Annotated in this window: 28 protein-coding genes and 1 pseudogene; 19 read left to right on the top strand and 10 right to left on the bottom strand. The window is 37.6% G+C overall.

Annotation, left to right across the window (positions count from 1 at the left end; all coding sequences use genetic code 11):
* Positions 1-119: 119 nt before the first annotated feature.
* The 5 genes from ACFSY7_RS06720 (at position 120) to ACFSY7_RS06700 (ending at position 4,410) form a co-directional block, all read left to right on the top strand.
* On the top strand, positions 120-593 hold the full coding sequence (locus ACFSY7_RS06720) for a hypothetical protein (RefSeq protein WP_380147297.1): 474 nt from the start codon (positions 120-122) through the stop codon (positions 591-593).
* A 19-nt stretch (positions 594-612) separates the two neighbouring features.
* Positions 613-1,485 carry a phosphotransferase enzyme family protein gene (locus ACFSY7_RS06715; RefSeq protein ID WP_380147296.1) on the top strand — a complete coding sequence of 291 codons (873 nt, stop codon included), beginning with the start codon at positions 613-615 and terminating at the stop codon, positions 1,483-1,485.
* A gap of 91 nt (positions 1,486-1,576) precedes the next feature.
* The gene (locus ACFSY7_RS06710) at positions 1,577-2,566 is read left to right on the top strand and encodes a YhdH/YhfP family quinone oxidoreductase (RefSeq protein ID WP_380147295.1); all 990 of its coding nucleotides are present in this window, start codon (positions 1,577-1,579) and stop codon (positions 2,564-2,566) included.
* A 48-nt stretch (positions 2,567-2,614) separates the two neighbouring features.
* A complete protein-coding gene (locus tag ACFSY7_RS06705) occupies positions 2,615-3,475 on the top strand; it encodes an NAD-dependent epimerase/dehydratase family protein (RefSeq protein WP_380147294.1) in 861 nt (286 codons plus the stop codon).
* A gap of 275 nt (positions 3,476-3,750) precedes the next feature.
* Positions 3,751-4,410 (top strand): hypothetical protein, encoded by a 660-nt coding sequence (locus ACFSY7_RS06700; RefSeq protein ID WP_380147292.1) that lies wholly within the window; start codon positions 3,751-3,753, stop codon positions 4,408-4,410.
* Positions 4,411-4,551: 141 nt separating this feature from the next.
* On the opposite strand, the gene ACFSY7_RS06695 is transcribed toward ACFSY7_RS06700, so the two are convergent.
* Both ACFSY7_RS06695 and ACFSY7_RS06690 read right to left on the bottom strand, forming a co-directional pair.
* Positions 4,552-4,971 carry a universal stress protein gene (locus ACFSY7_RS06695; protein WP_380147291.1) on the bottom strand — a complete coding sequence of 140 codons (420 nt, stop codon included), beginning with the start codon at positions 4,969-4,971 and terminating at the stop codon, positions 4,552-4,554.
* Between the two features lie 17 nt (positions 4,972-4,988).
* Complete coding sequence (locus ACFSY7_RS06690; RefSeq protein ID WP_380147290.1) at positions 4,989-6,407, bottom strand: SulP family inorganic anion transporter; 1,419 nt, start codon at positions 6,405-6,407, stop codon at positions 4,989-4,991.
* A 207-nt stretch (positions 6,408-6,614) separates the two neighbouring features.
* Here ACFSY7_RS06690 and ACFSY7_RS06685 point away from each other — a divergent pair, with 207 nt between their 5' ends.
* The gene (locus ACFSY7_RS06685) at positions 6,615-7,535 is read left to right on the top strand and encodes a class I SAM-dependent methyltransferase (RefSeq protein ID WP_380147289.1); all 921 of its coding nucleotides are present in this window, start codon (positions 6,615-6,617) and stop codon (positions 7,533-7,535) included.
* Positions 7,536-7,640: 105 nt separating this feature from the next.
* Positions 7,641-8,135, top strand: a complete 495-nt coding sequence (locus ACFSY7_RS06680) for a GNAT family N-acetyltransferase (RefSeq protein WP_380147288.1) — start codon at positions 7,641-7,643, stop codon at positions 8,133-8,135.
* 35 nt (positions 8,136-8,170) lie between these two features.
* On the opposite strand, the gene ACFSY7_RS06675 is transcribed toward ACFSY7_RS06680, so the two are convergent.
* On the bottom strand, positions 8,171-8,767 hold the full coding sequence (locus ACFSY7_RS06675) for a TerD family protein (RefSeq protein WP_126990393.1): 597 nt from the start codon (positions 8,765-8,767) through the stop codon (positions 8,171-8,173).
* 198 nt (positions 8,768-8,965) lie between these two features.
* Between ACFSY7_RS06675 and ACFSY7_RS06670 the strand changes: the two genes are divergently transcribed.
* The 3 genes from ACFSY7_RS06670 to ACFSY7_RS06660 all read left to right on the top strand — a co-directional run bounded on the left by ACFSY7_RS06670 (position 8,966) and on the right by ACFSY7_RS06660 (position 10,717).
* A complete protein-coding gene (locus ACFSY7_RS06670) occupies positions 8,966-9,310 on the top strand; it encodes a DUF2500 domain-containing protein (RefSeq protein WP_380147287.1) in 345 nt (114 codons plus the stop codon).
* Between the two features lie 199 nt (positions 9,311-9,509).
* Positions 9,510-10,046 carry a GNAT family N-acetyltransferase gene (locus tag ACFSY7_RS06665; protein WP_380147286.1) on the top strand — a complete coding sequence of 179 codons (537 nt, stop codon included), beginning with the start codon at positions 9,510-9,512 and terminating at the stop codon, positions 10,044-10,046.
* Between the two features lie 137 nt (positions 10,047-10,183).
* Complete coding sequence (locus tag ACFSY7_RS06660; protein ID WP_380147285.1) at positions 10,184-10,717, top strand: hypothetical protein; 534 nt, start codon at positions 10,184-10,186, stop codon at positions 10,715-10,717.
* A 57-nt stretch (positions 10,718-10,774) separates the two neighbouring features.
* Here ACFSY7_RS06660 and ACFSY7_RS06655 read toward each other — a convergent pair whose 3' ends face one another.
* A complete protein-coding gene (locus tag ACFSY7_RS06655) occupies positions 10,775-11,638 on the bottom strand; it encodes a DNA/RNA non-specific endonuclease (RefSeq protein ID WP_380147284.1) in 864 nt (287 codons plus the stop codon).
* Positions 11,639-11,864: 226 nt separating this feature from the next.
* On the opposite strand from ACFSY7_RS06655, the gene ACFSY7_RS06650 reads away from it, so the two are divergent.
* The 5 genes from ACFSY7_RS06650 to ACFSY7_RS06630 all read left to right on the top strand — a co-directional run bounded on the left by ACFSY7_RS06650 (position 11,865) and on the right by ACFSY7_RS06630 (position 15,360).
* Positions 11,865-12,515 carry a hypothetical protein gene (locus tag ACFSY7_RS06650; protein ID WP_380147283.1) on the top strand — a complete coding sequence of 217 codons (651 nt, stop codon included), beginning with the start codon at positions 11,865-11,867 and terminating at the stop codon, positions 12,513-12,515.
* A 104-nt stretch (positions 12,516-12,619) separates the two neighbouring features.
* Positions 12,620-12,835: a DinB family protein gene (locus tag ACFSY7_RS06645; RefSeq protein ID WP_380147282.1), complete on the top strand. Its 216-nt coding sequence runs from the start codon at positions 12,620-12,622 to the stop codon at positions 12,833-12,835.
* Positions 12,775-13,101, top strand: a complete 327-nt coding sequence (locus ACFSY7_RS06640; protein WP_380147281.1) for a DinB family protein — start codon at positions 12,775-12,777, stop codon at positions 13,099-13,101. Before ACFSY7_RS06645 ends, ACFSY7_RS06640 begins: the two co-directional genes overlap by 61 nt.
* A 235-nt stretch (positions 13,102-13,336) precedes the next feature.
* A complete protein-coding gene (locus ACFSY7_RS06635; protein WP_380147280.1) occupies positions 13,337-15,115 on the top strand; it encodes a glycerophosphoryl diester phosphodiesterase membrane domain-containing protein in 1,779 nt (592 codons plus the stop codon).
* Positions 15,116-15,180: 65 nt separating this feature from the next.
* Positions 15,181-15,360 (top strand): hypothetical protein, encoded by a 180-nt coding sequence (locus ACFSY7_RS06630; protein WP_380147278.1) that lies wholly within the window; start codon positions 15,181-15,183, stop codon positions 15,358-15,360.
* 52 nt (positions 15,361-15,412) lie between these two features.
* On the opposite strand, the gene dltD is transcribed toward ACFSY7_RS06630, so the two are convergent.
* From dltD to ACFSY7_RS06605, 5 genes are read right to left on the bottom strand one after another with little or no spacing between them, the layout of a single operon-like run.
* A complete protein-coding gene (dltD, locus tag ACFSY7_RS06625; RefSeq protein ID WP_380147277.1) occupies positions 15,413-16,657 on the bottom strand; it encodes a D-alanyl-lipoteichoic acid biosynthesis protein DltD in 1,245 nt (414 codons plus the stop codon).
* A gap of 2 nt (positions 16,658-16,659) precedes the next feature.
* Positions 16,660-16,887 carry a D-alanine--poly(phosphoribitol) ligase subunit DltC gene (dltC, locus tag ACFSY7_RS06620; protein WP_126989879.1) on the bottom strand — a complete coding sequence of 76 codons (228 nt, stop codon included), beginning with the start codon at positions 16,885-16,887 and terminating at the stop codon, positions 16,660-16,662.
* 13 nt (positions 16,888-16,900) lie between these two features.
* Positions 16,901-18,106, bottom strand: coding sequence for a D-alanyl-lipoteichoic acid biosynthesis protein DltB (dltB, locus tag ACFSY7_RS06615; RefSeq protein ID WP_380147276.1), 1,206 nt, complete (start codon positions 18,104-18,106; stop codon positions 16,901-16,903).
* The gene (gene dltA / locus ACFSY7_RS06610) at positions 18,103-19,596 is read right to left on the bottom strand and encodes a D-alanine--poly(phosphoribitol) ligase subunit DltA (RefSeq protein ID WP_380147275.1); all 1,494 of its coding nucleotides are present in this window, start codon (positions 19,594-19,596) and stop codon (positions 18,103-18,105) included. The genes dltB and dltA overlap by 4 nt, the downstream gene beginning before the upstream one ends.
* Positions 19,586-19,723, bottom strand: a complete 138-nt coding sequence (locus tag ACFSY7_RS06605) for a teichoic acid D-Ala incorporation-associated protein DltX (RefSeq protein WP_126989882.1) — start codon at positions 19,721-19,723, stop codon at positions 19,586-19,588. Before ACFSY7_RS06605 ends, dltA begins: the two co-directional genes overlap by 11 nt.
* A gap of 519 nt (positions 19,724-20,242) precedes the next feature.
* On the opposite strand from ACFSY7_RS06605, the gene ACFSY7_RS06600 reads away from it, so the two are divergent.
* The 3 genes and pseudogenes from ACFSY7_RS06600 (at position 20,243) to ACFSY7_RS06590 (ending at position 21,798) form a co-directional block, all read left to right on the top strand.
* Complete coding sequence (locus ACFSY7_RS06600; RefSeq protein WP_380147298.1) at positions 20,243-20,473, top strand: HAD hydrolase-like protein; 231 nt, start codon at positions 20,243-20,245, stop codon at positions 20,471-20,473.
* 239 nt (positions 20,474-20,712) lie between these two features.
* A pseudogene (locus tag ACFSY7_RS06595) lies at positions 20,713-21,517 on the top strand (transposase).
* A gap of 110 nt (positions 21,518-21,627) precedes the next feature.
* Entirely contained in the window at positions 21,628-21,798 is a 171-nt protein-coding gene (locus tag ACFSY7_RS06590) for a Fe3+ hydroxamate ABC transporter substrate-binding protein (protein ID WP_380147274.1), read from the top strand.
* A gap of 92 nt (positions 21,799-21,890) precedes the next feature.
* Here ACFSY7_RS06590 and ACFSY7_RS06585 read toward each other — a convergent pair whose 3' ends face one another.
* The gene (locus ACFSY7_RS06585) at positions 21,891-22,226 is read right to left on the bottom strand and encodes a MerR family transcriptional regulator (RefSeq protein ID WP_380147273.1); all 336 of its coding nucleotides are present in this window, start codon (positions 22,224-22,226) and stop codon (positions 21,891-21,893) included.
* 73 nt (positions 22,227-22,299) lie between these two features.
* On the opposite strand from ACFSY7_RS06585, the gene ACFSY7_RS06580 reads away from it, so the two are divergent.
* Positions 22,300-22,983 (top strand): type 1 glutamine amidotransferase domain-containing protein, encoded by a 684-nt coding sequence (locus ACFSY7_RS06580; RefSeq protein ID WP_380147272.1) that lies wholly within the window; start codon positions 22,300-22,302, stop codon positions 22,981-22,983.
* Positions 22,984-23,098: the final 115 nt, after the last annotated feature.

The following is a 23,098-nucleotide window of genomic DNA, read 5'->3' as shown; positions in this document are numbered from 1 at the left end:
TTGATTTTGGTGTAGGAACTTTAATTATACAGGCTCATATTGAATGGGTCTTTTTTTATTTATTTTGAGTGGTGCACTTAATATTACAATTCGTCATGTAAAAAAAGGAGTGAGCTGTAATGAAAAAAATAGTAGTCAGTATAGCGCTTATTATGACCTTACTAGTTGTCGGTGCGGGGATGTGGCTGCAAAAAACGCCACCTTTAGAACATGGCGCATTTAGTACAAATGGTGATCGAACATCTATTATTATCGAGTTAGGTAATAAGGGCTTTCGTGATATTCAACTAACCGATGTATTGATTAATAATAACGAAGAGCCTACCGATGTTAAAATGCAAATTAATAATGCAGAGCAGGGCTTTGTGTTAGTTGATACATTTCATTCTCCGGAAGCAAAGGATGTTCATTTTATGAGTTTAAAGGATGGGCATATTAAAAAAGGAATGATTGAGGAGCAATTGAATGCTAAAGAATCGATGAATGTATATGGATTGTCTATTATGAATAAGCAACCGATTACTAGTGTGGAAATTCATTATCGTTATTTAGGCATGTCCTATGCAGTTGAGCTAGATACAGATGAACTTTAATAAAGAAAGAGGTGTTAGAATGGATGCAAAAAAATTATTGCAGCAATTTGGTCTTCAGGTGTCGGAAGCACCACAGAGTATTTATCCGTACTCACCTGTTTTTAAAATAGGTTCCGTTATTGTGAAGCGTACACAAAAAAAGCATGATTTGACGTTGTTTCTAGAGGATTTACAGCGACGAGCTATTGCGATTGTTGCGCCAATTGCACCGCGTCAATTATTCGAAGAGCGTATCTTTACAATGTATCCCTTTGTAGAAGGCCGTATTTATAACGAATCTCTTGAGGATATTCAGGCAGCAGGACGACTTCTTGGGAAGATTCATGCCGCTTCTGCATCAACAAATGTCTATTCTTTAGATGTGTATGATGTCTATGATTTTACGCTAGAGGAATTAGCAGAGGATTTGGCGACGATTCAACAGCATGCAGTGGAATCGAAGCGAGAATTTGTGCTCGCGACAGACATACTTGAAGCGGCTGTGTTGCGTCAGCAGGAATTAGCACAGCAGCCACTACCCATGGTTGCATCACCCTATGATTATAAAGCGCAAAATTTAGTATATACCCCGCAGCCAGTCGTTATCGATCCAGATAATGCAACCTTTTTACCGCGTATTGTAGATTTAGCGCTTGTGCTTCTACTTTTCCATAATGAAGTAAGCAATCAGCCCTTTACAGAGCAACAGTGGCGAGAGTTTATGAAAGGCTACGGCGAGTCTATTACATTAACTGCTAGTGAGCACGAGCATTGGCAGGCTGTCGTACATCATTTATTTTTAGATGAGGTGCTGTGGCTGATGGCTGATGCAGCAGAGGATTGGGGCAATGACGAGCAATATGCGCTGTTTGTGGCGCTTGCAAAATTATTGCAGCATCCGTACAGTCTATAACACGGGTAAGTAGGATGTCGTTTGACAAAGCTTAGTAGCAAATGTTAATTTTTGGTGTAGAACGAAACTATGTAGGGGAAGAAGGGATAATATGGAACAATTTAATGCAATTATCGTAAAAAAAGAGCAAGATGAGGTTACATATGCTGTAGAAGCGATTACCCTCGATGATCTATCAGCAGGGGAAGTATTAATTAAGGTAGCTTATTCATCTATCAACTATAAAGATATGCTCGCGGTACAAGCAAAGGGTGGCGTCATTCGCGATTATCCGATGATTCCAGGGATTGATTTGAGTGGGACTGTTATCCATTCAAATGCCCCACAGTTTAGTGAACAACAACAAGTGCTAGTGACGGGATTTGGTACAGGTATTACTCATACAGGTGGCTTTGCCGAGTATGCGCGCATTCCCGCTGAGTGGGTCGTCCCATTACCGGATGGTTTATCACTTAAAGAGGCGATGATTTACGGTACAGCCGGATTTACAGCAGCGCTATCTATTCAAGCGTTAGAGCAGGACGGTATGACACCTGATAAGCAGCCATCGATTTTAGTGACCGGCGCAACAGGTGGCGTTGGTAGTGTGGCGATTCAAATTTTAGCGAAGCTTGGCTATGAAAATATTACAGCGCTTGTACGAAAAGAGCATCAAGTAGAGATTGCGACATCACTTGGCGCAACGGAAGTCGTCTTTGCAAGCACACTAGAGGAACAAAAGAAACCACTTGGCAAACAACAATATCATTATGTAGTCGATACGGTTGGTGGCGATGTTGCGGCAGCGATTATACCGCTGATTCATTACGGTGGTAGCATTAGTATGTGCGGTAATGCAGGAGGTATTAAATTATCAACGACTGTCTTACCATTTATTCTTCGTGGTATTCACTTGCTAGGGATTGATTCGGTGTTTTTCCCAGCTGAAGAGCGACAAGCAATATGGCAAAAGCTTGCGACAACATGGCATATTGCACAAACCACATTAAGTGATGAAATTACACTTGAACAAGTACCAGAAACCATTGAAGCAATTAAAAAAGGCGAGCATTTAGGCCGTACAATTATTGCACTCTCATAAACATAATGAATTGTTTCGTTTTAAAAGTCGTAATGAAGAGGTGCAGGTATGATTTTTGTGACCGGATTAACTGGAAATACAGGACAGGAATTTTTGAAGCACTGTTTAAATGAAGAAATCGTGACAGTGAGTAGAAAAATTCAAAATTTCCCTGACACTATTATTTGTGAAAAAGGGGATTTGACAGATGCAGTATTTGTTGAATCCCTATTTCAGCGGTATCAATTTAAAGAAATTATTCATATCGCAAATATTCGTTATACAGAATTGATCATGTCATTAGCTGAAAAATACCATGTACCGCGCGTGATAGCTGTGCATACTACGGGAATTTATTCTCGCTACCGTTCTTGTAATGCACTTTACCAAGAAATTGAAACCCGTCTTTTTAATCAAACATTTGAACATACAAGCTATGTCATTTTACGTCCTACAATGATTTATGGAAATGAACGCGATCATAATATGCAAAAATTAATTCGCTTTTTAAATAAAGTGCCGGCATTTCCAGTGTTTGGACAGGGGGAAGCGTTAATGCAGCCTGTCCATGTGGAAGATTTAGGTCAAGCGATTTATAGTGTGTATCAACGTCCAGATATTCGTAATGCTCATTTTGATTTATCAGGTGGGAGTGTCTTAACATATGGAGAAATCGTACGCTTTATTACAAAACAGCTTGGTCGTAACGTTTTCATAGTGAAAATCCCTTATAATATGGCGTTATTCCTTATTCGTCTATACAATTTAACACCCAAACCTATTATTTCCACTGAGCAAGTGCTAAGACTGCAGGAGCATAAGTCCTATTCACACGCAAAAGTTAAAAAGGAATTTAATTATAATCCACGTTCAATAGAAAAAGGTTTAAAGGAAGAAGTTCAACTATTAAGAAGTAAAGGAATTATTTAAGCTTTTTAAAGAATTAAAAATACCAATTTCATCTTTAATAGTAAAAAAATACATTTAATATTAATAATATTAAAAAAACATGACTTTTTTATCACACTATAGTTATTATTTAATCGAATTGTAATTTCAAAATACTTTCCTCACCTATACAATTAGTATTATGTAAAAAAAACATATATTATATATTTGTGTTTTATATATGTTTATAAAAAGAATAATACTATATTCTAAGGGAGTGGAGCTATTTACTTGGTGCAACAAGTAAATCGAAAATTATGAATAAATACAATAAAAAAACGATAATAGGTGTGTTAAGTGGTCTAGGTATTCTCGTCGTTATTTTTACGATTTTTCTAGTGAACAAGCCTTCACAGAATGATGTGGCGAAACCAGAAGAAACTGTAAAGACAGAGCAAGCTTCTAATGCGAACGAAACTGTTGCTGAAAAAGAAGATTCTGTATCTAAGACAGCCGCTAAGATTAGCACAAATGAAAATCAAAAAGAGTATCCGGCATCTGCACTCGAAAATAAATTAAAAAGAGCTGCGAAAGATTACAGTGAAACAGAAGATGCGAAGCCATATTTTGCACCTGAAGAAGTCGTTATGCTCTTAAAGCAGTACCATCAGGATGTAACAGAAAACGTGAATACGTATCCTGAAAAAGTGGACGGTTCGATTCAGGTTGTGGAAAATGTATTAAATTCAGGGACTCTAACAGCCGTACAAGTAAAGTTTTTAAAGCATTATCATACGACACTAACCGTTATTAATGAAGAGTTAGGGCATGAGAAAAACTGGGAGCAACGCGCAGCTAACTATAAGACTATTAGTGTGTATGGTGATCAAATGAAAAAAATCCGTACGAAATACAAAACAACTATCGGGAATTTTGATTTATTCACCCAGTATGAGCACCAACAATTATTTTTATAATAAAAAAGAAGCTGAGACAAAACAGGTCATTTTCCTTTTTTAGTGTTCGCAATGAAAAACCGGAACCGCGCCAGCGCGCGATTCCGGTTTTTCTTATCCTCCCAGAAGCGGTTATTTTTACACGTATAAACCTTCTTTTGGTTACTTCACAATCAATGCTGGGCAAGTGACACGCTTCATAATTTTATGACTGACGCTACCGAGCACCATTTCCTGTAGACTATTTAATCCACGACTACCGAGCACAATTAGATCGGCTTGTTGCTTGTTTGTATAATCAACAATGACCGGACCTGGTGTACCATGCAAAATCGTCACTTTATACGTTACAATTGCTTCTTTTAGCAATTGTTCAATAGGATAAAGCGTTTTGCGGCGTTCTAAAAGGAGTGCATCGGATGATTTTGCATGAAGTAAATCTTTTTTCGATTGATCGAAGTCTACAACAAAGACAATTTCAATAATGGAATCTGCTGAAAGCTGTGCGAGTTTCACAGCTTCCTTTGCGGCACGTATGGCATTTTCTGAACCATCGACGGCTAGTAAAATATGCTGATACATGAAAATCCCTACCTTTCCTATGGATGCAACTGCTCGAGGATTTTTTGACTGGAGGCATCTAATCCTTCGTAGTGCACATCAATTTGTTGTTGTTTTAGTAACTCTTCTACTTTCATAATGGCGACGACAGCCGATTCATCCCAAATTTTACTATTCGTAAAATCAATGGTAATCGCAGTTGCTGCTAGTGGTTGATTTTTAAAATAGTCAACAAAGCTTTCTGTTGAAGCGAAGAAAAGCTGCCCTTCAATCTGATAGGTTGTTCCTTTTTCAATAACCTTGACGCTAGAAATTTTGATAACAAAAAATAGTGCGCTGAGGATAACCCCGGCGATAACGCCTTTTGATAAATCATTTGTCCATACGACAATGACAACTGTTGCAACCATCACAAAGGCATCTGAGCGAGGTGCTTTCATAAGGTATTTAAATGAGCCCCAATCAAAGGTCCCGATACACACGACAATCATAATCCCGGCAAGTACAGCCATTGGGATTTGAACGACAAGTGGACCAAGCACAATGATTAAAAACATTAAAAAGGCTCCTGCTACAAAGGTGGAGAGGCGACCGCGACCCCCAGATTTCGTGTTAATAACCGATTGACCAATCATCGCACAGCCGGCCATACCACCAAAGAAGCCGTTAATGACATTCGCAATCCCTTGACCACGAGATTCCTTGTTTTTATCACTTTCGGTGTCGGTCATATCATCGACAATTTGTGCAGTTAATAGCGATTCTAATAAGCCAACAATCGCTAGTGCCAGTGCATACGGGAAAATGATTGTGAGTGTTTCAAATGTAAACGGTACATTTGGGATGAAGAAGTTCGGCAATGTTTGCGTAATCGTACCGAGATCACCAACTGTTTTCAAATGAGCGCCACTAAAAATAGCTACAGCCGTTAAAATCACGATGGCGATTAATGGAGCTGGAATGACTTTAAGAAACTTCGGTAAAAGATACACAATAACGAGTGTAATGGCTAAAAAGATAAAGGTTGTACTGTTTGCGCCAATAATATGTGGCATTTGCGCTAAAAAAATTAAAATAGCGAGTGCATTAACAAAGCCAATCATAACAGCATTTGGAATAAACTTCATAAGCTTCGCAATTTTGCATACACCAAAAATAATTTGAATAATACCGGTTAAAATGGTTGCGGCTAATAAATAATCTAAGCCATAATCTTTTACAAGTGGCACCATTAAGAGTGCCATTGAGCCGGTTGCGGCAGAAATCATCCCGGGGCGGCCACCAACAAATGCGATGATGACAGCGATACAAAAGGATGCATAAAGGCCGACCATTGGATCGACGCCTGCAATAATCGAGAAGGCGAGTGCTTCCGGAATAAGTGCAAGTGCGACGACAATTCCTGATAAAATATCGGCTCGGATATTTCCGAACCATTGTTGTTTCATACTGCCCATTTGAATCTCCTTTATTCATATTAAAATAACTAACTTATAATAGCATAGAAATCCTACATGGCGATTTTTTAAATAAAAAACACATGAATTTAAAGATGAAAAAATTGACAAAAAAACTTTTTTGTGCTATAATTTACATATTAATTTTAACGTGTTACCATAAGATTCTCCTGGCCAGGGGAATCTTTTTTTTATGGAGTGTTTTAGATGAAGCAAGATGAATCAAGTTTAACGTCGTTAGTGTCAGCCTTTAGTAGAGCGTATCATGCGCGAGAGGACCAGCCGATTATTTTTAATGATACGGTGGCCGCGCAACTTTTAACAGAAGCAGAATATGAAGCCATCTCAAGTAATATGGCGCAGGGACTATCTTTTTTCAGTCCAGAAACCTTTGAAAGCTTAAAGGGCAATCAGCAGGCAATGCTACAGTGGGTGTCACATATTCAGCTATCTCCTACACCTATCGCAAGAGCAGCGTACACAGAAGAGGTCGTCGAAAATGAGGTCATGCTTGGCGCGACACAATATGTAATATTAGGTGCGGGGCTGGATACATTTGCTTGGCGTCATCGAGGCTTAGATGTAGCTGTATTTGAAGTGGATCATCCGTCGACACAACAATTTAAACAACAGCGTATCAAAGAGGCTGATTTAACAACACCAGTCAATGTACATTTCGTTGCAATGGATTTTACGAAGGAATTTTCACTGGCTCCATTAATTGATGCAGGATTTGACCCGCATAAAAAAACGGTATTCAGCTTATTAGGCGTGACGTATTATTTAACAAAGCCGCTTCTTCAGCAATTACTCAACAATTTATTTGAACAAGTGCCACAGGGTAGCGCTATTGTTTTTGATTATGCAGATGAGCAGCTTTTTGAGACAAAGGGCATTTATGAGCGTGTAGCGCATATGGTCCAGCTAGCCGCGGCTTCTGGTGAGCCGATGCACTGTGCCCTTTCCTTACCAGAGCTCATCACGATGCTAGAGGAGAGCGAGCTTGGCTTGTATGAGCATTTAACTCCTGAGGACATTCAACAGCGCTACTTTGCACATCGCACCGATAATTTACAAGCATTTGAAACGATTCATTACGTGCATGCAGTAAAAATGCACGACGCATAATATAAATAGGCAGAAATCGTCATAAGGCGGTTTCTGTTTTTTTAGTAGGAATTGACAAAAAAATCCTAACATGGATAATGAAATGAATGATAGGGAGGGGATTTTGTGATTGTTCGACAAGCGGTACTAGAGGATGCGCCACAAATTGCGGGCGTCATGGAGAATGTAGAGGCATCAGGCTGGATGCTATTTAATTCAGGCGAACGCAACATAGAGGAATCTGGGCTTCAACAGCTAATTCATCAATTAGGCGAAGCACCAAAGGCGAAGTTCTTTGTAGCAGTAGAGCAGGGAAACATCCTCGGCTATGCGATGATAAGAGGGGAGCAGTTGCAGCGTACGTCACATCGGGCGGCTGTTATGCTTGGTGTGCATGATGCGAGTCGCGGAAAAGGTGTCGGAACAGCGCTATTTGGCGCGATGATAACGTGGGCGAAGGAAGCAGCCATACATCGTTTAGAATTAACGGTTATTGAGCATAATACGCAGGCTCTTCATCTGTATAAGAAAATGGGTTTTGAGGTAGAGGGCATTAAAAAGGATTCACTGAAAATAGACGAAGCCTATGTAAATGAAGTCCATATGTCAAAAATACTATAAAAAAAGGCTGACGCAAATGCATCAGCCTCTTTTTTCTATTGATACCGTTTTGCCAGTTGTGAAATCGTCGCATCTGTTGTACCTGTACCAACAGCATTGAATTTCCATTCGCCGTTATGACGATAAATTTCACCTGTAATAAGCGCAGTTTGCTCATTATAATCATCCGATAAATTAAAACGAATGAGCTCCTGATTACGGTCATCAAAAATGCGAATATAAGCGTTTTGAATAAGGCCGAAATGTTGTTTTTTCAGCTTGGCGCCGAAAATATTTACAACAAATACTAAGCGATTAAATTGCTCAGGCACCTCTTTTAATTTAACAACAATTTGCTCATCATCCCCGTCACCAGCGCCCGTCAAATTATCACCACTATGCTTCACCGAGCCATCCGCACTTTTTAGACGCGTAAATGAAATAATATCCTTATCGCTTTCTAAACGATCATTTTTCAACATAAATACAGAAGCATCACAGTCAATACTAACAACTGCTGACTTTAGCTTTTTGAAAAATCCACCCTGCTCTCCTTTACTTACCGGGTCCCATCCTAGCCCAACTGTCACCATATTTAACTGCTCATTACCTTTTGTTAAATCTACTTTTTGTCCTTTTACTAAACTAATCATACCGATTCCTCGCTTTCCTTTTTTGTTTCAAGCGATTTCATATCTTTATTATACCAAATGGTCCTTTGATTGGAAAAGTAGTCTTTAATTAGCAATATGAAGTATGTCTTTAAATCAGATTAAATACAGAAAGCATTTTTCTTTTTTTTGAAACTAAATAGAAATCGTTTCGTATAATTAGTTAAAGGGGGAATAAAAATGTTTTTTGATGATACGATTTTATTTGATAGTGCGCCTATTTTCATCATAATTATTGCAGTCATTGTGTTTGGCTCTATTATCTTTTTAGGCGTTTCTAAAGTGAAAGAGAACGTGGATAATAACAACGCTCCGCAACTTACCGTACCGGCGGAAGTTATTTCAAAGAGAACAGATGTACAAGGCAATCATTCCTATACGACGTATTATGCGACATTTGAAGTACAAAGCGGGGACCGTATGGAGTTGAAATTAAACGGTAAGGAATTTGGGATGCTCGCAGATAAGGATATGGGGATGCTGACATTTCAAGGGACACGATACATAGCTTTTGAACGACAATAGGCGTAAACGACAGGCTTTCAGAATTTTCCGAAGGCCTTTTTTGTTAAAAAAAGTATTTCTATACAAAAACATGCTATCATAAAGTTAATTTAATGTAGAAAGGAATGATCGATATGAAACAGGTAACGAAGGTGATTGAAAAGTAGTTTCTACAGCTCTTTTCAATCCATTCATATTAACTTTTGAAAAGAGGATATCCATGTATACAGACAAAGAATTAACACTTCGCCCAATTGTTGAAGATGATTTATATCGCATTTGGGAGCTCATTTATAAGGACGCGCAGCCAGAATGGAAAAAGTGGGATGCACCGTACTATTCGCATCATACAAAAACATATGAACAGTTTTTAGAAACAAAGGAAAACTGGATAGGTGATGATAGCTACTGGGCAATTGAAGTTGAAGGTGTCATTCGTGGAACCATTTCGTATTATTGGGAGCATGAGCCATCAAAATGGCTTGAAATGGGCATTGTTCTTCAGGAATCGCAGTCATGGGGGAAAGGCATTGGGACACGTGCCCTACGCTTATGGATACAGCATTTGTTTACGACGATGCCACTCGTTCGTGTGGGCTACACGACATGGTCTGGAAATGAACGAATGATTCGAGTAGGTGAGAAGTTAGGCATGCAGCTAGAAGCGCGCATTCGCAAAGTTCGTTATTATGACGGTGTGTATTATGATTCCATTCGTATGGGAATGCTTCGGGAAGAATGGGAAGCAAATCAATAGATAACAGAAGCCATGATGATTGCGAAAGCATGAGTTATGGTTTTTTAATTTATTTAACCTTCTTTTATTCCTTTTTTTGGTATAAAATGAATTTGAAGATGTTCTCAACTAATTATACTGGAAAAGGAGTAGAATCAATGAAAAAATTACTAGGGGTCGCATTAACGGCGACATTAATGTTAGGTAGTGCGAATGTTGCGGAAGCAAAGGAGTCTCCCAAATCAGTTAAGAAACTTGCTGTAAAAGGAAAGTTACCTAAAACAAATGGTGCCATTGGAACGACCTATCAAGCTTTAAAAAAGCAAGTAAAGGGTGGAAAATTATACGATTCTGAAATGGGAACGTACTACGCTTCTAAACATGCCACAACGATGTATTTCTTTAATCGATACACAAAATCTGATGTAACGAGTAAAACCAAGGTAACTGCAATTGATCGTACCTTTAAACAAACAAGTTTTACAAAAAAATTAACGCCAACTGTTATGTATCAAACTTTTGGGCAGTCGACATCTATCGGAGGGCAATTTTATGATAGTTATATTTATCGTGATGCTTATAAGGCAGGTAAATACTATTTAATGCATAAAAGTCGCGCAAATAATACAGTGACGCTTTCCGTTGGTAAAAAATCAATGCTAGAAAATACATTATTATGGGCAAATGATTAATCATACAGTATGAAAAAACCATCTTTCTTCAGGAAGTCCTGAAAAAGATGGTTTTAATTAATGTGTTGTAAATGTACCGTTTGTGTAATCGATTGTGACGCCACTTTGCGTGTTAATCGTATAGGCTGTTTCATTTAATGTTTTACCAGCATCGTTAATCGAGTAGGCACGTACTAACACACCGCGAGGCATGATTTCATTTGTTTTATAAATAGGGGTTGCTTGATAGAAAATTTCGGTTTGATGATTTGCGTAGATGGCTTTTCGCACTTTTGTTTCAAGATACGACATCCCACCCGCTTCTTTTGATTTATTCGTACCGACATTTTGAGAACGCGTCCCTAAAATTAAATTATGTGCTTCCATATCGCCACCAAGTGACCAGGCAAGTAAGTGACTCTTATTGTATAAATAACCTCGGTAGCCATCGAGCTGTAAAATTTTATTGTTGAGCTTCGCCTTTGAAGGACTGTACCAAACGCCTTTCTCTGCGTTGTAGACACCATCCACATATTCGCCGGCAATATGTGTCGCAGAACGGAAGGCAGGGCGTGCGATAACATCTGATGAATGAGCATGAACCCGGTCATAGGTCACAATCATTGTTGCCTCTGTTGGTTTTCCTTCACTATCCACTTGATAGTCAGGACTGCCATCGGTTTTATCAACAAATTGCTGCTGGTCGTCTGTTAAGGCATCTTCACTTTTTAAGACAACGACATTTTCATTATATTTATCTGTTTCATCATTATAATTGATCAGATTGTCGTGATTTGCACTCGTTTTGGAATCCTTTGTAGAGGAGTCGTCGAGGATTTCTGTCGCAGCATCCAATACGCTGTTGATATCACAGGCGGCTAATAGCGAGGCTGCAAAAAACAAGCTAGCAACGGCTAGTAGCGATTTCTTTAGTTTTTTCATTTTTTTGATGTTCCCTTCGTAGCTGTCATTTTTCGAATTGCCTTTTTTATTTTAATATAATATGTAGCTTGATGCGAATTTCTTTTTTGGAGATTTCACAAAACAAAATAGCGTTTTATGTTTTTCTGTTAAAAAATAATATTTTTTTGAGTTAAACTAAAAAAAACGTCGTAATTAATGATAAAATTTAAGTAGATAAAATGATGAAGTGAAAGGAGTTAGGGACTTGAAGAGGGCAATAGTAGGTGTAACCATTCTCCCATTAACAACATTGCTGTTAATAGGCTGTGATGAGGAGACAAAAAGTGCGGAAAAACTGCAACATGCAGAGCAAAAAGTTAATATGAAATCCTATGAAACAAAAAATACAGCAGCAACACAAGTTGTGACAACTGCTTCTGTAGCAGAAAGTCCAGAACATATTTTAGAAAAAGAAGCAAAGGCAGTAAAGAATCGAACATTGGGCCAAAAGGCGGCATATATTATAAAGAAATATCCCAATGACTTAGAAGCGCAGAGTAGTCATATGGAAGGAATCGCGAAAATACATAAAGAAGCTTATAAAGAAGAGCACTATAAAGAATACTTTCATACATTGCTAAGAGATTATGAAGATAAAAATTATAGACATGTAAAAAATCGAAAAGCGATGCTAGCCAAAATTTATATGGGACGTTTAGTGACAGATTATGCGCAGGAAATGGATTTGAAGGTCATGTATAAATTTAGCATTCGTTATACAAATTTATTGCAAGATTATTATTTAGGTTATAACAGCAAGGATAATTCCCGTTTGAAAAGTTATTTACGTGCAGATAAGCGTTCAGTTGATGATGCGTATCGAGATATTACAAATTTAGTGCAACATAGTAATTAATTCGCAGCATGTCCGAATGGGCAAGCTGTTTTTTATTGGTGTCTTTTTGTTAGAAAAAAACTGGGGAATTGGATAACTGGTAATAGGAATCGAGGAGATCACGTATGGAAATAATCGAGTATGACTGGGTAAAACAGACGCGTCACATTCTTTTAGCACAATGTCGCATGTTAAGTGAGCAGAAGCTCGTTGCGGAGTCAAATATTGGCTTCCTCAGTATTAAAGCGACGCTCGTGCATATCGCTGGATGCTATCATGCATGGATTGGTTCTTTTTTTTCGCCCAAACAAAGACGCCTATACGTACAGAGCAGCAAGTAGCAAGCATGACATTTGACGACATTGAGCAGTATTTTGAGGAAGCGGATACGTATGTTGCGAACCTTTTTTCACAGGGAGTGAACTGGGATGAGCCCATAGAGCAGGAGCTGCCATGGAGAACGGATAGTGGTATCGTCCGAAAATCTCCGAGGCAGCTACTTATGCATGCAGTTACTCATGAATTTCATCATAAAGGACAAGTTGTCGCCATGCTGCGCCAACTTGGTCATGCCCCACAAAATACCGATATATTAGGATTAGCGTGAACTGATACAAGAAAAGCAACAGTATGTCCATAAAGAGGTTGGGACAAAACACGTTATTTTCTTTTTTTATCGTTCGCAATGAAAAACCGGAACCGCGTCACAGCGCGATTCCGGTTTTTCTTATGCTCATAGGAGAGGTTGTTTTTATACGTATGTCCCAGCCTCTTATTTTTGTGTGAAAAATACCGAGATAACGGTATGATAGAAAGAAAGATTATTGAAGAGGAGGGAGCATATGGAACAGTATAAAAAATTTATTCATGCGATTTGGTTGGATTTTAGTCATCATTGGTATTATTTTTTATTAGTTATTACCGGCACGAATATTTTATTAGAAGCCATTGTCATTCCATTATTCCGATTTAGCTTATCAGCGGTGCTACAGCTTGGGAATATTACATATTTATCGTACACAAATGCCCTGCCGCTGTTTATTCAGCATCCATTTGTTGCACTCGGACTTGTTGTCGTTGTCGCTGTCGCTATACTACTCTTTATTACGTTTATTCAATTTGTTTTTGTGCTACGCGGTATTATTCAAATTAAACAACATTGCTTTAATCTGAAGACACTTGTAAAGGAAGTCTATCAGGTTGTCACGCATACTAACTGGAAAACATTTAGTTTATTCTTTTGTTATTTAGGCTTTTTACTACCATTTTTCAATGTTTTCTTTTTAAATTCACCACTCTTAAGTAAACTTGTTTTCCCGAAATTTATTTATGATGAGATTGTTAATAATCCGTTTTATATGACGGGATTTGCGCTCATTATTGCGGGACTTTTTTATATTGGTATTCGCTCAGTATTTACACTACCGGAGCTTATTATACGACCAAAAGGCTTTAGAGCAGCATTAGCTTTAAGCTGGGGACGCACAAATAAACGCTTTTTCCATTATGCGATTCGCTATACATGGATTGCGGTGACGATTTTTACAATCTCTAATGCAATTTATTTTGGTGTGTACTTTTTACAAATGGGCTTTGATTTATTACCATCTCCAATTCCTGTCACTGCAGTAATTATCAATTTAACGATTGTGAAAATTGTTCATTTACTCGTCAATGTTTTTGCGGTAGTGGCCTATAGCTCGGTATTTTTAAATGAATTGATTGTGGCGGATGAGGAGGAGCATGTAGAACCGACACGTTTTACGTATCGCTATAAGCATTGGTTTTTAATTGCCGGTGTGCTACTTTTAACGATTTATAATGGAATTTCCTCTGCTGATACGATTGATAAAGGAACTGAAACCATTTCACATCGCGGCGTAACAAGCGGCAATGGTGTACAAAATACGATTCCTGCAATGAAAAAAACGATAAAATATTATCAACCAGATTATATCGAGATGGATGTGCAGGAAACAAAGGATCATAAATACGTTGTTGTGCATGATAAAAATTTAAAGAAATTAGCAGGTGTTGATAAGAAGCCACAGGAGCTTACATTAAAGCAGTTAAAGAAAATGACGGTACGTGAAAATGGTTATGAGGCGAAAATTGCGAGCTTCGATGACTATTTAAAGGTAGCGAATAGGCATCATCAAAAATTATTAGTAGAATTAAAAACGTCATCTTCTGATTCGAAGGAAATGGTTCCGCGATTTATCAAGCAATACGAAAAGAACTTTGAAAAAAATGGGCATATCCTGCAGACACTCAGTCACAAGGCGGCAGATGAACTAAAGCAGGAGGACCCTGAAGCCTTTGTGAGTTATATTTTGCCGTTTAACTTTTCATTCCCGACAACGGATTTTGATGCCTATACAATGGAGCAAACAACGTTAAATTCATCCTTCATTGGCAAGGCATTGATGATGAATAAAAAAGTCTATGTCTGGACGGTCAATGACAAGAAGGATATGCGACAATCACTTTATTTGAATGTAGACGGTATTATTACGGATGAAATGGGTACATTAAACCAAGAGATTGCTGCATTCGAAAAAGAGCCGACGTTTGCGGAATTTTTATTAACCTATACGACCATCTATTTAGAAAATGAGTAAAGACATAGAAGTAATAAATCTCTAGGGCATTTTTGAATACCTAGTATACGATTGGAGATGCTGTTATGAATAAAAAATATATTGCGGTATTTTTACTGCTCTTTTCATCATCACTTATGCTCGGTCTAGCTTTAAAAAATACAGTAGATTATGCGATGCTTATTGCGTATGGAGTAGGAGGCCTGTTTTTAATAGGCGCGCTTTACTTTGCGCTAACGCAAAAAGAGGGCAATCCTAAAAAATAAAAAGTAGTACTTATATAAAAAAACGTCCCGAGATTTTTCTCGGGACGTTTTTTTATTGCTGTTGCCACGCTTCTGATAAGTAGTTATCATCCATTTGATACTGAGGTTTGGTTGTATCTTTTATAAATGATTGAAGGGCTTTATCGACATCAATCCAGCCGCGCCAGCCTAAGTGAATCGTATCTTGCATAAAGTATGGTTCGGCAGATTTTTTCGTGAAGTCAGCGACATGATAGAAGCCTTGTTCATTCAATTGTGTCGTGATTTTCGTTGCGAATTGTTGAACCATTTCTTGTGATAGGCCTGTGTAGTCACTCCATTTTTCATTAATCGGTGGAATAATAAACAGAACATCGGCATTTTGAGCGGCAATTTGATTTAAAACAAGTTGGAAGTCTGCGAACTCAGGCCCTTTTGTATAATCAAGATTTTGCTGCTTATCTTTTAATGTTTCAATACGATCTTTTAAGTTTTTATTATAAAAGTCATTTGAGATGCCTAAATCATTCGAAGAAGTCTCTTTAGCGCCAAGCTCATTTGCTAAAGCAAGCCATTCTTGTTGATTTTCTGTAGTAGGCAGCATGTTTTCAAAGTCATGAATTTTCGATAAATTGTTTGATGCCCGCATATTCATTGTACCGAATAGGCGGTCCTCACGATTTAATACACGATATTCAAGCTTCAAATCACGTACTTGTTTTTCAGAAAGAGCAGTGCCATGCATGATTTGCTGTAAATTCTCTTTCATCGTAGGTGAATTTTGAATATTTTCAAATTGTAAAAGACGCTTTGCATAATACTGCTCATAAGCGGTCACTTTTTTCGTATGCATCATCCAGTGATATAACTGTAGTTTTGAAAAATGTGCTGCAAAATAATCTTCTTTCACACCATTTTCAACGAACCACTGAGGTGAAATAATAAAGACCATTTTTTTATTCGTCAGTGCTTGTTGACTGTTGTTCATAATCGCGTAATGCATGAGTGATTGTGTACCAGGTGCGCCAATTAGAAATGGCGTATAATCACGATCATATTTGTAAGATAAGACCGATGGGTGGAACGGACTAAATCGGCTCAGCTCAGATGAGCCAAAAAACGGAATATATTCGGATTGTTTAAGCGCAGATTTTGTTAAGTCACTGCCTTGTATAACAGTGTCTGCCATAGAGCTACTTGCTTGCTCCAATACTTTGTTGTTTGTAATAGCTGAGTTAGCAGGTGTTAAAAAGATAATCCCTACAATCATGACAGCGATAATAAGTGGTCCAAAAGCAAAGAAAAGCTTTTTCTTCATGATTATGCTAGGCTTCCGACTGTCGCGATGATTTTATTTGGTGTGCGCCAGTCTTCACGTTCAAAGTCAGAAACAGGTACTTGAATCCCTAATTGACCATCAATTTCAACAAGTAATTGTACGGTTCCGAATGAATCTAAAATACCTTCCTCGTATAAATCTAAATCTAAATCGTCTCGTACATCCGCACCTGTAACTTCTTCTAAAATTGCTAATAATGTTTCGTTCATGTGTTATTCTCCTTTAGTTAAAAAATAGTTTGTCCAAAATTCCTGAGAAAATCAGGAAGCTCACGCAGACAATGTGGAATGTCACAACCACTGCTAATGCATGTGTCCACTTGTTAGATGGCCATGTTTTGTGTTTTTTCTTAAGACGTAGCCACCAGTCATTTACGCAAATAGCTGTTGCGTGGAAGACGCCATATAAAATGTAATACCATGTAAAGCCATGCCAGAAGCCCATCAGTAGGAATAAACCAAAGTACCCTACATTTGAAGCGACAATACGGCTTTTAAATACTTTTTTCTTGATGAGTAAGAACATTAAACGCATATAGACATAATCTCGGAACCATGTAGAAAGCGAGATATGCCAGCGATTCCAGAACTCTTTAATGTTCCAAGAAGCAAATGGCTTATTAAAGTTCATTGGTGTATGATAACCCATTAAATTACTGACACCTACAGCAAATAGGCTATAACCGGCAAAATCAAAGAATAAGTAAAGACTGTATGTATACATATAGCCAAGCAGATCCCATGAGAAGAAGCCCGCAGAAAGTGTCGCCTTTTCAAATGATGGCAGTAGTACACTGCCAAGATAGTAGCCAAGAATGAATTTGTATAAGAAGCCCATGAAAATACGCTGAATTCCTAGCTGTAACATTCCTGCATACTCTTCACGCTGTGGTGCAGTATGCAATTCTTTTTGGAATCGACGGAAACGGTCAATTGGTCCAGATGAAATGGTTGGGAAAAACAGTAGGAAACGGATATAATCCCATACATTGTATGTTTTTAGCACACCGTCTCTAAATTCGATCAGCACTTGCACACTTTTAAATGTTAAATAAGAAATACCTAAAAATCCGATAAACGATAGATGGATATCAAATAGAGGGAAAAATTTCGTTAAAAATAACGGTAAGATGGCGAGTGCAATACTCGTGTAAAAAATGCTCGTTTGATTATGATTGATACGATATTTTTGATACGCCGCTACAAGGATGGTTTGCCAAATGACGTACAAAATAAGCGCGACACCCTGTTTCCAGCTCTCGCCACCAAAACTAATGTATAAGAAAAATAATGTGACAAGGCTTTGATACCATGGTAATCGTTTACCCTTCCATAGCATAAACAGCATTAATGGAATTAACGCGATCAGCACGTAAATAAAATACATTGGGTTCGCGTAGGGAATAAGTGAAGGAATGTTCTCCATCATTGATTCACCTCAGCCATTAACGCTTTGCGGTCAATTTTACCGTTTGGTGTAATCGGTAAATTGGCTTTATAAATAAAGCGCTGTGGCATCATATAATCCATCATTTTCTCGGATGCCTCTTGTTTAATGGCACGTGTTAATTTGAAATCTTTATCAAATGGTGATTCATTTGATACGATAATCGCCACGAGCTGATGGACTTTTTTCTCTTTCAATTTTGGCACCACAATGGCTTGTTTGACATATTGGCATTGTGCTAAATGATGGTCTACTTCTTCAAGTTCGATACGATGTCCATGCAGTTTCACTTGGAAATCAATACGTCCTTCATAAAAAAGTAAATCATCTTTTAATGAACCCGCATCACCTGTATGATAGGCGGGCACGCCATCTAATGTGAAAAAGGCTTCAGCTGTTTTTTCAGCATTGTTTAAATAGCCTTTTGAGATAGAAGGACCTGAAAGAATAATTTCGTTTGTTTTTTCATCAATGACGACGCGTGTATCCGCTTTAACATAGCCAATAGGAAGTCGTTCATGGGCAGCTAGAACCTCATCGGTAATCTCAACAGCTGAAACAGCAACGGTTGCCTCTGTAGGGCCGTATGTGTTGAAAACGCGCGCTTGTGGGAAACGTTCGCGTAATGTGATGGCTGTTGAGCGTGCTAGTTCTTCACCACAGAATAAGAATGTAGAAATAGAAGGGTAATGTGCTTCATCGAATTTCTCATCCATCAAGCAAATGTCTATAAATGATGGTGTTGAAATCCAATTGTTTACATGTAATTGCGGTAATCGCGTGAAAAGATCTTTAAAATTAATGACCTCATGTTTATGAAGTGGTGATAGCATACCACCTGAAGCGAGTGCCGGATAAAGCCCCATGACAGATAAATCGAATGAATACGCTGCCTGTGCTAAATAATTTTGACCAGGTTTTAAGGAAAAGGCTTCAATCATCCAATCTACGAAGCTACATAAATTGTCATGACTGATTTGCACGCCCTTTGGTACACCAGTCGTGCCTGATGTGAAAATGATGTAATATGTTTCTTTTTGCTGTACACCTGAAAATTCTGTTTGAACGAGCCCATCAAATTTTTTGATTTTTGACCATGCAACAATTGGTGTAGATGAAACAAAACTAGCATCTTCATTAACCATGACAACTAATGAAGGATCTGCTGTTTCTAAAATTAATTGTAGTCTGTCATTTGGTGTATCTGAAGAGATGGGGATATATGCAATCCCTGCTTTTGTGGCGCCTAAAAACATTGCCACCATCTCAAATTGTAAGTCACCAAAAATAATAACAGGCTTTTTGCTTTGAATTGTTTGTTGTAAAAAACTTGCGGCAATATTACTGTAATGTTCTAGCTCACCATATGTATAATCTTTGTTACTTGTTTTATACATAATGCGATTCGGATCATCTACAGCCCATTGCTTCATTTTTTCCAACATCGTTTTATTGTCCACACTAAAACTCATTGTAAATAAATGAACCTCCTTGAATATCTTTGTAGTGATATAAATACAACAGCACGATTAAAATGACTGTGTAAAAAACGGTACTACCCGTAAAAATAAGCCAAGAGGTTTTCTTTTCTTTGTCCACAGTGAAGTCCTCCTTTTTATTTCCAAATATGACTTAAAAATAACATGGTTAATATCGTAACATAAAAGTCATGATTGTAAAAATAAATTTACAATTGAAATAAAACTCTTTGTTAGGAGCGCTATACTGTAATGAAAAGTTCCGATTTTGATGGATATACCAATATTTATTACTAAAGACTATTTAAAATGGATGAGAAAGGAATTTAAAATTAGTAATTAGTTATTTGCATTCAATCTTTTTGTACTAATAAGCGAATCTTGTTTTTAAGAATATCTTAAAAAATCTTATTTTAAAAAAAAAGTATAGAAAGTGATAATAAGTTGTTTTTTGCTGGATATATTCTAACGGGAAATAACGCGGAATCCGATAGTATCATGGCTATTTATTATAACTAATTATGATAAAAAACGATAGCGAAATTGAAATAGACAAATTTTTAATTATGTAAGCTACTTGGCAATGGCACAAACACGATGTGTTAAACTAAATTATAAGGAATATTCTGGGGATTAATTAATCATTTACTGGAGGCTTAATGAGATAAAAGCCATTATTTCTGAATTTGATGGAACAGTAGCTAATACATTACCGATTTGTTTTCATGTATTTAAGTATGTATTTCAGAAATACGATGAAAAAGAGCTGACATCAATAGTTATTAAAAAGATGTTTGGTTCTTCAGAAATGGGGATTATTTGTGAAAATCGCACGCATCCTGAAAGAGAGGCGGCGATTGAGGATTATTAGTTTGTTGTTTTGAAAAATGCTTATAATAAATATGAGATTCTTCCCCATTTTTAACCACTTGCTATAGAGAAGGAGAAAATATTATGAAAAAAATTAGATACCTTATTTCCTTTTTTGGTATAGTATCCATATGAGAGCATAAAATATTTTGTGTAAATGAAAAAAATCCATAAAAAAAGAAGACCCAATTCTTGGTAGAATAAAGTCACGACAACCAATTCTAGAAAGAGGGTCTTCCTATGGATAAGTTTACGACAGAAATCATTCAAACGCTAGCGCAAAATGGCAATATCAGTGAAGTTTTTCGTAGTCATCTTGAAAAAGCGGTCAATACGCTGTTAGCGCAGGAGTTAACGGCGTTTTTGGACGATGAAAAATACGATCGCATCGGCTTTAACTCTGGTAACTCACGAAATGGTGTGTACGAGCGCACGCTGCACACCGAGTATGGTGACTTAAAGCTTGAAATCCCACGTGATCGCAAAGACCCTTGCACCGTATAAACGCTCGAACGATACGCTTGAAAACACGGTCATTCACTTGTTTCAAAAAGGTATTACAATGACGGAGATTGGGCATCACTATTCACCGCAGACAGTTTCGAATATGACACAGGCGATGAATGATGAGGTCGAAGCATATCACAATCGCCAGCTGTCGCATCTTTATTCATGCGTCTATTTAGATGCGATGTATATTCCAATCAAACGTAATACGATGGCGAAAGAAACCGTTTATTTGGCGATTGGTATTCGTTTGGACGGCTCAAAAGAACGCTTTTTCAAGAAGTGGCAGACTGCCTATCCAAAGCTCGTGTCAATCGTCAAAGGCGATGCCATTTTAACGTTCTACACCTTTCCACAGTCGATTCGTCGTAGTATTTACTCAACGAATTTGATTGAATCGATGAATAAGCAACTTAAAAAATATACAAAATGTAAGCAACAGTTTACGAATGAAGCATCCCTGGAACGCTTCCTCGCACGTTGTCATCTTGGATTTGACCAAGCACGTGCCGAATTAGAAGCGATGTTTGATCGCTAAATGTGACGATCTACCAAGTTTGGGTTGAGCCATTTACACAAAATTATTGACGGTGCCAATAGAGATAATAGAATATAGATAAGAATTTTATCGTAGGGAGGAGACATAAAATGTCGCTGATTAAACCAGTATGCATGAAATGTCAAAAAGAAATCAAAGCGGATGAAAAAGTACTTGTCCAATTAAAATACCCGAAGCGTAAAGGGTTTACAGAAATTAAAGCGTATTTGAATTTAGAAGGAAAGTTTATTTGTAGTGAGTGTACGAAAGAAATAAAATGATAAGCTCGACACAATTGATAACGTAAAAACGCCCCTCCTAAAAATCGTGAGGGGCGTTTGGTGTTAATTCAGTTAAAAATCGGGAAACGATACTAAGAGACGATTTTTTGATCAATCTCGTGAATATAACCTTCTAGCATATGAATTTGTTCTTCTAGCTTCTTTTTATGTTCGATCAAAATCGCTTGTGTATTGATTGTTTCATGTGTTGTATGAATCATGGTGATATTATTTTTAATATCTTCAATCGACATACCGAGTGTACGGAAGCAACGGATTAAATTGAGCAGTTCAATGTCTTGATCATCGAATATACGATGGTGTTGTTCATTTCTTTTAATAGAAGGGATAAGGGCGATTTTTTCGTAATAACGAATCGTACTAGCGGTTACTTGTGCCAATACGCTCGCTTGTTGAATGGAATACATGTGTTTTCCTCCTTGACTTAAAGTATGGTTTAACCCTTACACTAATCATATCAAATATAAAGGAGCAATTATTATGAAAAAGATTTTAGTTGTAGTCACAAATGTATCAAAATATCCAGAATTAAACCGTGCGACAGGTTTATGGCTAGGTGAAGCTGTTCACTTTGTACATGAAATGAAACAAGAGGGTTATGAAATAGACTATGTCAGCCCTAAAGGTGGTCATACACCATTAGATCCACATAGCTTACAACCAGATCAAATGACAGATCTAGATTGGGCATACTATACAAACGATGAGTTCTTAAACCAATTAAGCACGACACTGGCAGCTAAAAGCATTGATCCAAGTGAATACGAAGTGATTTACTATGCAGGTGGTCATGGTGTGATGTGGGATTTTGCAGAAGATCAAAACTTACAAAACATTGCGAGTACGATTTATAAAAATGGCGGCGTCGTATCAGGTGTTTGCCACGGTGTTGTTGGCTTATTAAACATTAAAGATGAAAATGGTGAACATTTAATCAATAACAAAAAAGTAACAGGCTTTGCGAACACAGAAGAAGTGGCTGTCGGTTTAGAAAAAGTGGTACCGTTCTTAACAGAAGACGAAATTGTGCGTAAAGGAGCAAATTACGTGAAAAGCGATGATTGGTCTGAATTTGCAGTCGCAGACAATCGTGTCGTAACAGGTCAAAACCCCGCCTCTGGTGCAGCAGTCGCAAGAGAAGTCATTCAATTATTACAAGCATAATCATCATGAGAAAGAGACTGTGACATAAGTGAAAATTCCAGCCTTTAATAGAGAAGGTGATGTCGAATTTGACATCACCTTCTCTATTTTTATGTATAAATTGGGAATTACCATT

The organism is Kurthia populi, from assembly GCF_042686175.1.
GTDB lineage: Bacteria > Bacillota > Bacilli > Bacillales_A > Planococcaceae > Kurthia > Kurthia populi.
This window is presented reverse-complemented; position numbering and strand designations above follow the sequence as displayed.

What these genes read in the sequence shown, in the direction of transcription:
- ACFSY7_RS06720 (WP_380147297.1), top strand. Translation starts at nt 120, where the DNA reads ATGAAAAAAATAGTAGTCAGTATAGCGCTTATTATGACCTTACTAGTT.
- ACFSY7_RS06715 (WP_380147296.1), top strand. Translation starts at nt 613, where the DNA reads ATGGATGCAAAAAAATTATTGCAGCAATTTGGTCTTCAGGTGTCGGAA.
- ACFSY7_RS06710 (WP_380147295.1), top strand. Translation starts at nt 1,577, where the DNA reads ATGGAACAATTTAATGCAATTATCGTAAAAAAAGAGCAAGATGAGGTT.
- ACFSY7_RS06705 (WP_380147294.1), top strand. Translation starts at nt 2,615, where the DNA reads ATGATTTTTGTGACCGGATTAACTGGAAATACAGGACAGGAATTTTTG.
- ACFSY7_RS06700 (WP_380147292.1), top strand. Translation starts at nt 3,751, where the DNA reads ATGAATAAATACAATAAAAAAACGATAATAGGTGTGTTAAGTGGTCTA.
- ACFSY7_RS06695 (WP_380147291.1), bottom strand. Translation starts at nt 4,971, where the DNA reads ATGTATCAGCATATTTTACTAGCCGTCGATGGTTCAGAAAATGCCATA.
- ACFSY7_RS06690 (WP_380147290.1), bottom strand. Translation starts at nt 6,407, where the DNA reads ATGGGCAGTATGAAACAACAATGGTTCGGAAATATCCGAGCCGATATT.
- ACFSY7_RS06685 (WP_380147289.1), top strand. Translation starts at nt 6,615, where the DNA reads ATGAAGCAAGATGAATCAAGTTTAACGTCGTTAGTGTCAGCCTTTAGT.
- ACFSY7_RS06675 (WP_126990393.1), bottom strand. Translation starts at nt 8,767, where the DNA reads ATGATTAGTTTAGTAAAAGGACAAAAAGTAGATTTAACAAAAGGTAAT.
- ACFSY7_RS06670 (WP_380147287.1), top strand. Translation starts at nt 8,966, where the DNA reads ATGTTTTTTGATGATACGATTTTATTTGATAGTGCGCCTATTTTCATC.
- ACFSY7_RS06665 (WP_380147286.1), top strand. Translation starts at nt 9,510, where the DNA reads ATGTATACAGACAAAGAATTAACACTTCGCCCAATTGTTGAAGATGAT.
- ACFSY7_RS06660 (WP_380147285.1), top strand. Translation starts at nt 10,184, where the DNA reads ATGAAAAAATTACTAGGGGTCGCATTAACGGCGACATTAATGTTAGGT.
- ACFSY7_RS06655 (WP_380147284.1), bottom strand. Translation starts at nt 11,638, where the DNA reads ATGAAAAAACTAAAGAAATCGCTACTAGCCGTTGCTAGCTTGTTTTTT.
- ACFSY7_RS06645 (WP_380147282.1), top strand. Translation starts at nt 12,620, where the DNA reads ATGGAAATAATCGAGTATGACTGGGTAAAACAGACGCGTCACATTCTT.
- ACFSY7_RS06640 (WP_380147281.1), top strand. Translation starts at nt 12,775, where the DNA reads ATGGATTGGTTCTTTTTTTTCGCCCAAACAAAGACGCCTATACGTACA.
- ACFSY7_RS06635 (WP_380147280.1), top strand. Translation starts at nt 13,337, where the DNA reads ATGGAACAGTATAAAAAATTTATTCATGCGATTTGGTTGGATTTTAGT.
- ACFSY7_RS06630 (WP_380147278.1), top strand. Translation starts at nt 15,181, where the DNA reads ATGAATAAAAAATATATTGCGGTATTTTTACTGCTCTTTTCATCATCA.
- dltD (WP_380147277.1), bottom strand. Translation starts at nt 16,657, where the DNA reads ATGAAGAAAAAGCTTTTCTTTGCTTTTGGACCACTTATTATCGCTGTC.
- dltC (WP_126989879.1), bottom strand. Translation starts at nt 16,887, where the DNA reads ATGAACGAAACATTATTAGCAATTTTAGAAGAAGTTACAGGTGCGGAT.
- dltB (WP_380147276.1), bottom strand. Translation starts at nt 18,106, where the DNA reads ATGATGGAGAACATTCCTTCACTTATTCCCTACGCGAACCCAATGTAT.
- dltA (WP_380147275.1), bottom strand. Translation starts at nt 19,596, where the DNA reads ATGAGTTTTAGTGTGGACAATAAAACGATGTTGGAAAAAATGAAGCAA.
- ACFSY7_RS06590 (WP_380147274.1), top strand. Translation starts at nt 21,628, where the DNA reads ATGTCGCTGATTAAACCAGTATGCATGAAATGTCAAAAAGAAATCAAA.
- ACFSY7_RS06585 (WP_380147273.1), bottom strand. Translation starts at nt 22,226, where the DNA reads ATGTATTCCATTCAACAAGCGAGCGTATTGGCACAAGTAACCGCTAGT.
- ACFSY7_RS06580 (WP_380147272.1), top strand. Translation starts at nt 22,300, where the DNA reads ATGAAAAAGATTTTAGTTGTAGTCACAAATGTATCAAAATATCCAGAA.